Consider the following 13483-nt stretch of genomic DNA (forward strand, 5'->3'; position numbering starts at 1 on the left):
TTCAGCCTCCATGGTTTCCGCCAGGGGCCGCAGGATCTGGGCGATGCGCGAGGTGCGTACGCCGAACTCGATCTGCAGGCTGAACGTCTTGGTCATCACGGCCGTATCCTCGATGAAAGCCGGGGCGAAATCGTTGCCGTCGTCCACCGCGATGATCGCCTGCGCAATGATTTTCCGGTACCAGACGTTTTCCGACAACCCTTTCAAGAGGTAAAGGACGTCCCGGATGTGGATCCCGGACTCGATCAGCAGGCAAAACGCCCGGGCAAACGTGGCCATGATGACCATCCGCTGGATCATGCCGAAGATCGGTATGCTCAGCACGAATCTGTGCAGCCGCCAGTTGCGGGCGATCAGCTTCGGGCTGCGGAGGATCAGGAGGACGAGCGTCGCCACCATGCCGAGCGCGGGGATCGGGTACTGGGTAAAAAACTTCGAGACGCCGACCACGATCTGGGTCTGGGCCGGCAGGGCCATGTTCACTGAACTGTACAGCCCGGCAAACGTCGGCACCACCTGCCACATCAGGTAGGTGATCATCAGCATAATGACGATCGTGATGATCATCGGGTACATCATCACCGAGCGGACCTCGCGTTTGATCTCGGAGCTCCGTTGCAGCAGGGTCACGATCTGTTCACAGGTGTCGACCAACCGGCCCGAAGATTCGCCGGAACGAAGCAGGGCGAGGGTGACCTCGTCGAAGAGCTTCGGATACCTGGCCATCAGCACGCTTTGCGATTCGCCTTCCTCGATGCCGCGACGCATGGTAGCGACGATCTCGCGCATCTTGTTTTTCTGCGTAAAGATGCCGAGAAATTTCGTGTCGATCATGCTCGATTCGATCAGGCGGTAACTCTCGAGCACGTCCATGCCGATCTGGTTGCAGTTGGCCAGTTGCCGGAAAAAGAGAATCTTCTGCTTGAGCGGCGCATCGGTCCGGTCGGGCTTCGGATCACCGTGCTCCGGCAGCTTCCTGGCGGTCACCAGCGGTACCCGCTCGGCCAGGTAACGCTTCTCGAGTTCCTGCAGGCTGTCGGCTTCCTCGCGCCGGACCTCGAACTTTCCCGCGTCATTGACCGCAATCACTTTGAATTTAGCCATGTTAAAAACTCTCTTTCGGACCGTTGTTAGATGGAGGTGCCGCCGCTTGCGTCGTCAATCCCGTCGCCGGTGGCGATTTCGGCGTCCTCACCGCCATGAGACTTCCCTGAGGCGCTGCTGGTCTTTACATAGGCGAGGGCGTCGAGGCCGACGATGCCGATCGCTTCCGATAACGTCACCATCCCCGCTGCACTTTTGAGCAGGGCCGCTTGCCCCAGGGTCTGTCCCCCTTGCCGCATCAGCGCGTCCTCGATTTCGTGCAGCGGGGCGTCGGTCAGGATCAGTTCCTTGACGGTGTGATCGACGTAAAAGGCTTCACAGATCAAGGTGCGCCCGACGATCCCGGTGCCTTTACAACGCGGGCAGCCGGGCCGCTTGTCGGTGTTAAGAAACTGAAGTTGGTCCGGGATATCCGAGGGCCGGACCCGGTAATGCTCGAGCATTTCCTCCCTGCTCGGCGCGTTCCTGGCCGGAACGGCGCAGTCCGGGCAGATCACCCCGGCCAGGCGCTGGGCAAACACGCACTTGAGCACTTCGGCGATGATGAACCGGGGGATGCCCAAGCCGTTCAACCGGGTGACGGCGCCGGCCGCCGTGTTGGTGTGCAGCGTGGTGAAGGTAACGTGGCCCGTCTCGGCCGCGCGGACGATCTGTTCGGCGGTGTCTTCGTCGCGGGTTTCACCGACGATGATGTAGTCGGGGTCGCGCCGCAAGGTGCCTTTGACCCATTCGGAAAAGGTCAGCGGGTGCCGGACCGAGGTCTGCGCCACGCCGGGAATCCGGCGTTCCACCGGGGATTCCCCGCTCAGGACGGTGTAAATCTCGCGGTTGATGTCGGCCATGGCCGCATAAAGCGTGGTCGATTTACCGCTACCGGTCGGTCCGCACACCAGCCCGAGGCCGTGATCGCTGTCGATGAACCGCTTCAGGATGTGCGCCCCGAAGGTGGAGAGGCCCAGGTCCTCGATCCGCAACAGGCGCTGCCGTTGCCGGCTCAAACGCATGACCGTCGATTCGCCTTCTTCGGTCAACTGGGTGTTGACGCGCACGTCGATCACGTCGCCGCCCTGCTTGTTCTGGAGCGAGAACCCGCCATCCTGCGGGATCGGGGTGGTGACGTGGTTGATCTTGGCCTTGGCTTTGATCGCGCCGATCAACTGGCTGCACAGGAACACCGGGATCGTGTGCGCAAACTTGTAGCACCGGCCGTTCACCCGGTACCGGATCACCAGTTCGTTCTGCTCCGGTTGAATGTGAATGTCGGATGCCCCCGCCTTGACGGCCTCGTAGATGATCGAGAGCGCCACGTCGGCCATGCTGGCGTCGCCCGAATGGGCTTTCTGCGCCAGTTCCTGGGCTTCGAAGGCATGCACTTCGCGCTTCGGTCCGTAGGCGCTCTGCGTGTCCTCCAGCGCACCCGCCAGGGCGGAGACGTCGATCGTGGTCGCCGTCGCGAGGATCGACTGGATGGCTTCGCCTTCGGCCTGGATCAGCTTGAGCCGGAACCGTTTGTTCTGCGCAGCCAGCGCCTTCGGCAGCAGGGTCATCAGGCGCGTCTCGTCCGTCATGCGGAACGACGCCCGCTGCGCCGGCACCGGGTAGGCGACGGTCAGAATGTCGCTGTAAAGGTAGATAGGAACGGCGGTCAACGACGTGAACACGTCGAACGAGTTGAAATGCTGGCGCATCCCGCTCGCATCCAGGCTGAAGCCGTTGAGATCACAAAACGCCGAGTTGACCATCTGCAGCGGGGCCTGCTCCGCCGGGACCGGGGTTGGAACCGAGGGGGTCGCGCTGAGGATGCTCTTGCCGCGAAGCGACTGCTGGTAACGGACAAAAGCCTCCGGAGGACAAAACGCGATCGCGTAACGGTGACCGGGAAAGAAGGCCGCCAGGCGCTGCAGCCATTTCGTGCTCGGCAGCAGCAACGGCACGGATGTTACCAGGGTGATCTGCTTCAGGTTTTCCGACCGGCTCAGGGGCAGAAACAAGCAGTCGTCACTCAGCGGCCACGGATCTTTCCACTGGGTTGCAAACTGGTTGGGGTCAACCACCGGGCTCTTGGTGCCCTGGGTGAGTGCCCGGTGGAAGAACTGGGAAACCGGATTGGCTTCCAGGGAAGCGGAGCGTGCCGAGGGCGATAACAGCCCGTCGATGTCGAAACAGAGGTTCGGCGTGTGTTTGAGCTTCGGGATCTGGACGGCTACTTCTTCACCCAGGAAGCTGCGCAAACCGCTCAGGTCATACTGCGCCCAAAGCCCGGACTCGGCTGTGCCGTGGCCCGAGGCGGGGGCCGGCGCGGACGCGGACCCTGCCGCCGGTTTCGAGGCCGGAGCAGCTTCAGGTCGTGGATTAGATGGCCTAAGTGAAAAGAGTGGCATGTTTCGGTCCACAACTCGGCTCTGCAAACGCAGAGCTCGACCGTTTAGAACCGGTTATTCGTCCGAATCACTCTGGCCTTAATTAAAAAATGAGTACCGGGTGCCGGGTGCCGAGTAAAGTTCGGCGTTCGGGGTTCGGCGTTCGGAGTGGAATCCTGGTCTGCGTGTTCTGCGGGTGAATTGCAGCCCGTCACGCAGCACCCCTGAGCTCCGAACGCCGAACGCCGAACTCTATACTCTTCCCGCCGTGGTCGCTGCGGCTCGCCGTGTTCGCCGCGTGAACTCTTACGTTGTGCCTGCCGCACCCGCCGTGCCCGCTGTGTGATAAAACTGCTCGGACCAACTGAAGACGCGTCCGCTGCTTCCGTATTAATTACGCAAACTGTCCTTTTGCTGGGGGTCCGGTACCAGGATGGCTGCCGTGAGATTCCTCTTAACCGTTTCCTGACGTGTGAAAATCCTGGTACGAAATCGTCGAAGCCGCGGCTGGAGCCTGTTGGAGATCATCGTGGCCGTCGCGATTGCGGCAACCCTGGCGGCGGCTGGGGCCAATACTTATTTCCAGGCGTTCCGAGCCAACATGAGAAAGGCAGAAATGCTCATCCGTGATATCGAAATGCTTAAGCAAAACCTCTGCACCGCCATCGCCTGCGGTGAGGCCCAAGAACCGACCGATGAGACGACGTTAGCTGCCCAAATTCTGCCGGCGATCAGGATTCAAGGACTTGCCTTGACTGGAAATGAGCAGACCGATGCCTATACGTTAGGCTTCTCTAACCTTAGTGTTGGTACCCTAGACGCCGTGGACGCCAACGGCACCCTGATTGGGCTGGGCACTCCCGCTAGCATCACCCTTCCCAACGGCACGGTGGTAACCAGTACATCGCGATAGGGCACCTTTGTACGCTGAAAAACCATAAAGCTTAAAAATTGACTAAACCAAAATGGACCCTTGCCGTTTACCCCCGATAACGTTTTCGCCACCGGTATGACCGGACCAGCTGAAAGGCACCAGGTGAGAACGCAATAACTTAACACAACACCATCGTGAAAAAACTTATCCAGAATCGTCGGTCAGCCGGTTGGAACCTGATCGAAATCATCGTCGCCGTCGCTATCGGAGCCAGCATCGCAGCTGCTGGCGTCGCTGCTTATCAAGGTGAAGCACAAAAGGCCGCCATCGCAAAGGCCAAAGACTTCATCTCACAGGTGGAGACCAAGAAGCAGCAGCTTCTTGCCGACGCCAACAGCGGTGACACGAATGCCATCGCTGATATCGCCCATGTGGCACAACAGATCAGAGTGCAAGGCGTGCCTTTAACGGGAACCCCGAGCACCGACGCTGCGGCGCTCGGGTTCAAAACCCTTAATTACGGGAACATGGATACTGTCGCCGCGGACGGTACGGTCACCGCCGAGACAGAACCTGCCTATGTTCAGGTTAACAGCGGTCAGTACGTCGTCAGCAACACGATTACGTCGACCGCCCCTTCGTACTAATACGTCGACTTTATCCCGCTTCGCAACCAGCATATGGTTTCGAGTCAATGACGGGCTTAAATCATAAAAACCAGGGCCTTCCGGCCACCCGGAAGGCCCCTTTTCTTTATGAGGTGCCCACCCATCTTAAAAGAACCGTGCGAGCAAACCCAGGCGGCTACGTGCCGATGTCGCTTTTGCTTCCGGGAACAACTTCAAAACTCATGCCTTTACCTCGTCGGAATACGGTTGCTTGTCTGCCTGTTGGCATTGATGCCGTTGTGGGATCTATCAAAGAACTTTTCTTTGGACTGGTACAATCACCTCTGGATGGCCGCGTATTCCGGACGCTTTTTTTGGACACATGCCTACCCCCCGGCCGTGCTAAACCCACCCGAGGCGGTCGGTCTACCTTACCCGTTGTTTTACGCGTCCGTGTTCCACACGCTTTTGGGAGGTCTCAGCCCGTTTCTTGGCATTGCGTTGACGTTCCGCCTACTGGCACTGTGCCTTCTGCTCACCCAGTTCTGCCACGTTGAGCGTGCGGCCAGAGAAACCGGTGCCCCCCGGCTTGTAGCTATGATCGTGGCTACGGCCGTTTCCTGGCAGGTGTACCAATTGATTACCGTTTGTGAACGCGGTGATCTAACGGAATTTGCGGCTCTTATCGGTCTGACCTGTTCCCTATCCTGCTTACTCGTATTGTGTTTACGGATCGCGAGAGGAGAAAAAGACCGTTATGGATTCATCGCTACCGGTGCTTTCTACGGCCTGGCGGCCCTCACGCACCCAATAACGGGGTGGTTTGGAGGGATCTTGATCGCCGCATTTGGCGTGTTCGCTCTCCTGATCCTGAGAAGCCGAAAATTGTTTCTGTTCGCCGTTCTTAACTCTCTTGCGCTTGGCTGCCTTTTGAGCCCGTGGCTATATGTGGTGCTGCGGTTCGGGAAGCTCACTCGCATCACTGATCCTGCGGTGAACTCCCTAATGTTTCAGGGCATTCATGCATCCACCGTGTGGAAGTCCCTGGCTTCCGCGTTTAGCCCGATCAGCACATCCTACTACATCCGCCCGAACCCATCCGGTATACCGTATGAAACCACCGTTCAATTCTCCCTCGCTTTATTAGTCTTTTCGATTCTTACCCTAGTAGTTTTAATCCGCTGTCCGAAGCGTTGCGCAGGGCCGGAATTCTTACTCGCCGGATTCCTGGTCTTATCTTACCTGACGCTCCTGATCTCCCTTTTGGTTTTTTGCGTACCCAAGTGTTCGTCGCTCTTCGGCAACCTTTTCGACATCATGCAGTTCTCGTTTCGCCTGGGTGCTTACGTGAACCTGTCTCTGATGGTGTGCTCGTTGTGCATGATCGGTCTGATTGACCAGGACAAATTGCGGTCCCGGGTGGGAATCGCGGCAATGTGGAAACTCGCGGGCGTGGGTGCACTGGCGATCGCTGTCGTCGGACTCGCCTCAAAGACAAATTGCATCGAAGCCTCAAACCAATTCGGGGCGGGCGTGAACGGTTTGGCAGCCCTCGTGCGGCACAGAAACTGGGCTACACAGGCTGCGAGTTCCTGGATTCCCGGCGCCGCGGCGAATGATGCTGTCCACCTCAACGACTTGCCCATAACGTTTTACGGAAGATCGGCTTATGACACGCGCTCGGTGTTCTCGACGAATTACGATGAACTCAAGGGCATCCCAATTCGCGGGGCTTTCTTCCGGACGGGTCGGACCTTTGGAGAAGTGCAGCCGATAACCTTTGTACTAACCAGTCCCACGTTGCTGGTCACTAACGGAAGCGTCTTTCCCTGGAACGCGATCTACTTGGACGGAAAGCGCGTTTCCGTTAAGGACCTTTTTCCAGTGAACAGTCCGCTTGGGCTGAAGTGGTCGTCCCCTGAATCATTAGCCGTTCGTGCCGGTCCTGGCCGGCATGTTCTTCAGTATGCGTTCCGTCCGGAGCGGCCCTGGTTGTATTTGCGTGGTCTGTCCTGGCTGGTGTTGCTGGGATGGATGGCCGCGTGGGGGACCGTCACCGGGGTCAAACTGCGACAGCGTAACCAACGGGTCCACGGTACGCCACATCGCGCCGTGGACGCTCCGTCGGAATTGGCCAGATCCGTATCCCTTGATCCCCGGACGTCGTGAACACTAAGTGGACAAAGATTCGTTTGCACCAATTGCGCTGGGACCCTCATGTTTACTGCGTTTTTCGTGACCGCATGCGCACGAACCATTGCACACCCACTTAGAGACATGGCCGCCTTGATCTCGCCCCTGTTCTACGTCTCGAGATTTTACACTTTGCTTGGATTATTGAGCATACTGCATGATTCTGCCCTGGCATTCCGACTCGTCGTGGCGATCCTATTGGCCCTGCAAGCATACTATGCTCTGCGTGCAGCCAAGGCGGTCTGCGCAGATCGTTATGTCAGCTCGATTCTAGCTTTCGGTGTCTCGGCGAACGTATTCCGAGTAATCTCCGTCCATGAATGCGGGCCACTTACCGAGTTCGCCGCGGTAGCGTTCCTAAACATGTCCGTCTGCACGTTCATGGTCTTGCTCCTCCGAATTGCCACCGGTGAAAGGGACCGCTATGGATGGGTTTCAACGGGACTTTTTTACAGTATCGCTTCAACCATCCATCCGTTAACGGGATTCTACGGCGGGATCGTCCTGGGATTGCTCGGGATCGTTGGGTTCGCCGTCCTGGGGCGTTTGAGCTTGCTGATCTTCGGTCTGTCAAATGCCGCGGGAGCAGCCCTGATGCCAGGGCCATGGCTCGAACCCATGATCCAGTTCGGTAAACTGGTTCATACATCCACGCCCAATCTGGATTTCATGTACTTCCAAGGATCGGTTGCCAGCGGCCCGCTGTCCGCTCTCAATCCATGGTCGTATGGGCATTTTCGTGAGGACACCGTTACGACCAATTATGAGGTCAGCGTCCCGGTCGCGCTCGCCCTGCTTATTCTGTCTGTTGCCGGTCTTATTCTCTGGAAGCATTTCCCAAAGCAGTCCTCTCGTACTACCCGGAATCTGCTGTGCTCAGTGCTGGCGCTTTCTTGTGCGCTGGGAGTGATTTGCATGCTGGTGGGCTGCTCATCGGTATTCGGGAACTTATTCGGCATCGTGCAGTTTCCACACCGATTGGTCGCTTACGTGAACCTATGTCTTCTGCTTATTGCGTTGTGCTTATTCGGGATGGTGGACTGGCAACAGCTTGGTGCACGCAGGAATTGGCCGCTTTGGCGCGTAAGGATTGCGGTCCCGGTCATCCTGATCGCAGCCCTTGGATTAATCTCTAAGCTTGCTTATGTGCAAGCCGCGGACTTGGTGTTCCGCAACCGATAGCAAACCTGCCGGCGAACGACTGCCCGTGCTTACGCACTAAAATTCCGGCCCGGATTGCCGTTTATCCAAAGCGTGGCATGGAACCGGCCAGCGTACGTTTTGGTGCTTGGGGGGATGATGATCCTTCCAGCGTGGAACACCCTTTCAGTTGCTCAGGAAGTCGCCTTGCGGCCCGCCCAGGACGCGCCGCTTCCTCGTTGTTCCGCGTCGACCAACGCGACGGTGGTCTGGAATGCTCCGGACACGGCAAATCACGGCGCGGAAGTTAACTCCGAACCCCGAACGCCGAACGCCGAACTCCAAACGTCAGGCTCCGAACTCCGAACTTCGAACTCCGAGCTCCGAACTTCCACTTCAGAGGCGTGGTTCCAAATTCCGGGGTCGCTCGGGGACGAAAATTTCGTGGATGCCGGTGCGAGCCAGGCGGCGCCGCAGCCGCTGGCCCAGGTGCTGGCGGAACTGGCCCGGCGGGCTCAGGTCAACTTTGTCGATCCCGGCATTCCCTCCAGCGAGACCATCAGCTTCAACCTGGACGGAGATGACGCGGATCCCTGGGCGGCATTTACCCGGATCGTCCAGATGCGCGGGTACCGGATCGTCTACCGCAACGACATCGTCACCCTGGTCAGAAACGAGCAGGATACGCTTAAGCCTGCCCACCTGATCACCCGGCGGTTCAAGATCTACCAGGGCAACCTGGATGCCATCTACGTGCACCTGGAACACAAGGGTTGGAACCAGGTGCCTTACAAGCAGCTGGTATTATCCCGCAACAGCCGCGAACTGGTTGCCACGGGCCCGGAAAGCGACGTCGATACCTTGGAAGAAGTCGTCCGCAGCAAGGATTTCAACCAGCACACCGTCAAGGCGGAAGTCTGGCTGGAACCGGTCAAATCGCGGCCGGACACGGCGACAGGGCTGGCCATCCGGTTGGCAGGCACCGGGGCGGTCCCGGGCTCAAAGAAGCCGCAGGCAGTCAAGTCGCTCGAACCGGGTACGGAAGAAAATCTCTCGTTGCTCGACGTGCAAACCGAACGCGGCGACAACCGGTTACAATTGGCGATTAACACCGCCATCCTGCCGAACGGGAACCTGGAAGCCAACCTCAACATCGAGAACGACGCGCCCGCTGCAAAGGCCCGCAAATACAACGGGCCGGCCTCCCTCCGGCGGACCTGCAATCATACCTTTGAATTCTCGCCGGCTTCACAGGTCGTCCAGGTAGACGGCATCCTGACGCCGGGAGAAAAAACCAGCCTGGCCGAACGGCTTTGGATCGGCCGGCTGTTCGGCGACAAAGGCGCCTGCTGCAGCAACGCGCGTCTGGTGCTGAAACTCTCCGTTGAAGGAAATGATGAGGCCGCGCCGGCTGCGCCCGCCGTTCCCACGGCGCCCATTGCGACGCCGAAAGCCGGTTCCTCCCCGGCCACGCTCGCGGACAATCACGCGAAAAAGGGGACCTGACCTCGTATGATGGAACACCGTCTCGTCCGGCCGGGGTTGGCAGGCGCGTGAAAAGCTCGTTCCGACCAAGCTCATGCGCCCGGCTTTCACCTTTCCTTTGGCCGGCTCTCGCCTGCGCCGGTCACGGCAGCGAACGCGACCGCCTCACTGGCGAGCCGGCGTTGTTCCCCTGTTCCTGGCGGTTGCCATGCTGACGGGATGGCTGCTCGCCGGACGCGTTGCCGCCCAGGAAAATGAAGCCCCAACAAGGTATGCGGGAAGCGAGGGCGATGAGCCTGGTCCGCCTATGCCTTCCGCATCCGCACACCCTCTGAAAGCCGGCGACGCCCTGCGGGCCGCCCAGGACCGTCTGCTGGACCGGCTCTGGCAGATGCCCTTTTACCTTGTCGCGGCCAGACCGCCGTCGTCATCGGGCCCGGGCGGTATGGTCAACCCCGCAACGACCCAGGCTTTGACGCGGTCCGGGTATGGCCCCTGGCGCGAGAACATCGTGGCAACGGTCTTTTGGGTGGGCGAGGCCGCCGGCCCGCATAATCCGGTTCCCAACGACGCCAGCGCATGGGACCGGCAATGGCTGAAAACGTTCGGGGGAATCGATAATCCTCGGGATCGCACCGGCGTGTTCCCGGCCAGGTTCCTGCCAAAGCGGAACCCGTTCTACGTTGCCCTGCCGTTTAATGACCTCCTCGAGCTCCCAAAACGTCCGCCGCTCGCTCACCTGATCCCCTGGGCGGCCCAGGGACCGCCTCATCCCGGGTCGGGAAGCCTCTGTCACGGCGCGTGGGTGGCCGTGCGCAATGACGCCGGAACGGTTTGCTATGCCCAGTGGGAGGACGTGGGGCCATTCGAGGTCAACCATTGGCAATACGTCTTCGGCGGAGACCGGCCCCGGCCCAACCGCAACGGGGGTGCCGGCATTGACCTCAGCCCAGCCGTCCGCGACTACCTTCATTTACACGGTCTCGACGTCGTGGATTGGCGGTTTGTCCGGAAGGAAGACGTTCCGCCCGGCCCCTGGCTCTACTACGGGCGCGATGGGGACAAGCTCGATGCACGCCTGGTGGTCAATGCGCTGAGGAGGCTGGTAGCGGGTAACGAGTAACGGGTAACGGGTAACGCGTAACGGGTAACGCGTAACGCGTAGCGCGTAGCGGGTGGCGCGTTGGGGTTGAAATCGGTCCCGCGGCGCGTCCCGGGTTAATCTGCGCCAACCTCCACCGAGCTCGCTGCTCCCGGGTCCAGGCGGTCCTCGAACCCGAGGAGGCTGTCGGTATCAAACGCAATCCTGACCGGCACCGTCGGGGATGACGGTGAAGCGGGGGCCGCGGGCTGTCGCGCCGGCGCCCGGCCGGCGGTATCCCGGTGCGCCGGCGCAGCCAGACTTGCCACACTGCCCCGGAACATATGGTCTCGAATGGCCCCAACCCGGATTTTTACCCGGTCGCCCGGCTTAAGATGCTTCAGCTGGCTTCGGTTGAAATGGGCCACCACGCACGGGTCTCCCATCAACCTTAGAAAGACCTCCCCGGCCCGCAGGTGTTGAGCCAGCTTGCTTTTGTCAAAGAGGACGCGCCCATTCACCTTCGCGTAGATCCGGGCATCCGAAAGCTGCTGTTCGGCCCGCTGGATCGTGGCCTGCGCGCTTTGCAGCTTCACCGCCAGGGTCGCCCTCAGCTCCTGATCGCTTTGGACACGCTCAATCGCCGCCGCCAGCGTTGCCTTCGCTTGCGAGTAGAGGCTGAGCGCCTCTTCGTACCCCTTTCGGGCGGCCGACAACCAGGCTGGTGGGATGCCTTTCTTTGCTTGTACCCCTAAGACGGCTTGGTAATCGAGCAACGCCGTATCGAGCTCCCTTTCGCGGTGACGCACGGCCAACACCGCTTTTTCCAGCGCGGGTTGTGCTTTGGCGAGCCGGGCCGCGCTGGCCTGCAGGGTCGCCTGGTCCCGGATGACCTCAGCCGCAGCCGCCGCCAACTCGGTCTCGACTTCCCGCTTGTCCATTTCGACCAGCAAATCGCCCGCCCGCACGTACTGGCCATTGGAGACAAAGATTTTTGCGATTGTCCCAGTGGTCTGGCTGCTGACCGGATAGGCATCGCGCTCGACGCTGGCTTGATCCGTCGAGGGGGTACCTTCACGCCAAAGCCCGAAACCGATCGCCGCGACAATGGCAAGGCAGACAATGCCTGCCGCGGTGCGCCTGCCTGCCGCGCCAGGACTTCGCGACGTTCCCTCGCGGCATTCCGCATCCGGACCGGGGACCGGGACCGGCCCCGCCGAGCCGGGGTCCGGAACAGTTTCCGGGGAGGCCCGTGAGAGGCTCGACTCCGCCTCCTGGTGCTTCGCACCGGCGATGAAATCTGAGATTTTCATGCGCGTGCTGCCGGGATGACCTGCGTCGACGGCTAACTTTAATCTCGAAGAACATTAAGGCACCGCGGCAAATTGCTTACCGCCGGTCGCCAGGCTTTCACCAGTGCTTTTGCCGGCGCATGCACTGGAAAGCATCCAGCCTGATTAGCTCCGACGCCAGCATCCTTACACGGTGCGTGGGCGGGTACGCAATAACGTTCTCGCGCGGCTGAGAGAAACTTGCCTGAAGGTGCGTTTCATCCTTGATACCATTTCGACGGCCGTGGAGGTAAAATTTTGTCCTCCTTCCCAGGTGCCCTGCCGACGTTAAACCTATTAGAACGTATAAATGGTCCAGGCCCGACGGGCCGGGCGACTTTAGCCCCGGGTTTTTACCCGGGGAAGGCGTTTCCCTGACTTAACTCTGAAGGGGCACCAGAAACCGTGAGTAACGCCCTCTGCCGCCCCTTCAGCAAATCCAACCCGGCGGGGCGGGTGTTTGTCAGGATGGGCGTACAGGCGTGACGCCTTAGGAGGGCTCCATCGTGATTTTACGGTTACCCAGGGTAAACCCTGCGCTATGTTCTACCGGCCCGTTGGGCCTAAGACCGATTCAACCAGGTACGGAGCATCCTCCGGCGCCGACACCCCCTGAGCCGGCATTCTACCGAGATAACTGTCTCAATGGTATGAGGAGCGCCGTAATCTCCGGCCCCGGCACCCGGCACCCGACACCCGTTACCCGTTACCCGTTACCCGTTACCCGTTACCCGTTACCCGCCCGCGCCTTCGATCTCGAGGCGGCGGCCGAGGCCGAGGTTGGCGTACACGACGCTGATCTCGCCTTCGCGTCGCTGTTCACCGGGCGAACCATTACTCAGCTCGAGCGAGATCAGCCAGACCGCGCAGCCGTCGCGCTGCCAGCGGAAGACCCGGCGCGCTTCCTGGTAACGGTCCGGATTGGTCTCGGTGCCGGTCTCGAGCAACTCGCCGGGGCCCAAGGATCGTTCGAGTTCCCAGCGGAGGGAGGTCACTAGTTGTTTGGCGCCGGCGCCGTCTTCCGGCAGGGGATAGTGAACCGCGACCTGGATCAGTTGCCCGGTTTCGAAGGTAAAGGCGAGCCGGTGAAAGGGCCGGTCGGGAAAGGGCGCGGTGAGTTCGAAGGTTTCCCGGCCGGGCGCTTCGGTTCGCCGTTCCGCCTTGGACCCAGTGCGGCCAGCCAGGCTTTGGACGCGTTCGGGAGTCTCGCCCCATTGCAATCCGAACGGCGGCGGGATCAGTTGCGCACGCAACTCCGAGGCGCCCGCGATCAGCAAAAAGATCGCACCGATGATCCACCGGGCCAC

10 protein-coding genes are annotated in these 13483 nt (G+C 60.2%); 6 read left to right on the plus strand and 4 right to left on the minus strand.

The features are described 5' to 3' along the window. Together JO015_06050 and JO015_06055 are read right to left on the minus strand one after the other, a co-directional pair. Nucleotides 1–1104, minus strand: a 1104-nt coding sequence (locus JO015_06050; GenBank protein MBV9998660.1) for a type II secretion system F family protein, incomplete at its 3' end; no start/stop codon positions are given. 26 nt (nt 1105–1130) lie between these two features. Further along, nucleotides 1131–3335 (minus strand): type II/IV secretion system protein, encoded by a 2205-nt coding sequence (locus JO015_06055; GenBank protein MBV9998661.1) that lies wholly within the window; start codon nt 3333–3335, stop codon nt 1131–1133. 601 nt (nt 3336–3936) lie between these two features. Between JO015_06055 and JO015_06060 the strand changes: the two genes are divergently transcribed. The 6 genes from JO015_06060 to JO015_06085 all read left to right on the plus strand — a co-directional run bounded on the left by JO015_06060 (nt 3937) and on the right by JO015_06085 (nt 10887). Beyond that, nucleotides 3937–4377: a prepilin-type N-terminal cleavage/methylation domain-containing protein gene (locus JO015_06060; protein MBV9998662.1), complete on the plus strand. Its 441-nt coding sequence runs from the start codon at nt 3937–3939 to the stop codon at nt 4375–4377. Nucleotides 4378–4532: 155 nt separating this feature from the next. Then, a complete protein-coding gene (locus tag JO015_06065; GenBank protein ID MBV9998663.1) occupies nt 4533–4985 on the plus strand; it encodes a prepilin-type N-terminal cleavage/methylation domain-containing protein in 453 nt (150 codons plus the stop codon). A gap of 954 nt (nt 4986–5939) precedes the next feature. Further along, complete coding sequence (locus JO015_06070) at nt 5940–7115, plus strand: hypothetical protein (protein ID MBV9998664.1); 1176 nt, start codon at nt 5940–5942, stop codon at nt 7113–7115. Nucleotides 7116–7223: 108 nt separating this feature from the next. Further along, entirely contained in the window at nt 7224–8321 is a 1098-nt protein-coding gene (locus JO015_06075; GenBank protein MBV9998665.1) for a hypothetical protein, read from the plus strand. Nucleotides 8322–8435: 114 nt separating this feature from the next. Continuing rightward, on the plus strand, nt 8436–9785 hold the full coding sequence (locus tag JO015_06080) for a hypothetical protein (GenBank protein ID MBV9998666.1): 1350 nt from the start codon (nt 8436–8438) through the stop codon (nt 9783–9785). Between the two features lie 286 nt (nt 9786–10071). Next, complete coding sequence (locus tag JO015_06085) at nt 10072–10887, plus strand: hypothetical protein (GenBank protein MBV9998667.1); 816 nt, start codon at nt 10072–10074, stop codon at nt 10885–10887. Between the two features lie 95 nt (nt 10888–10982). Here the strand turns inward: JO015_06085 and JO015_06090 are convergent, their stop codons facing one another. After that, nucleotides 10983–12158 (minus strand): HlyD family secretion protein, encoded by a 1176-nt coding sequence (locus JO015_06090; protein ID MBV9998668.1) that lies wholly within the window; start codon nt 12156–12158, stop codon nt 10983–10985. 752 nt (nt 12159–12910) lie between these two features. Continuing rightward, a complete protein-coding gene (locus JO015_06095; GenBank protein MBV9998669.1) occupies nt 12911–13483 on the minus strand; it encodes a hypothetical protein in 573 nt (190 codons plus the stop codon).

The organism is Verrucomicrobiota bacterium (assembly GCA_019247695.1).
GTDB lineage: Bacteria > Verrucomicrobiota > Verrucomicrobiia > Chthoniobacterales > JAFAMB01 > JAFBAP01.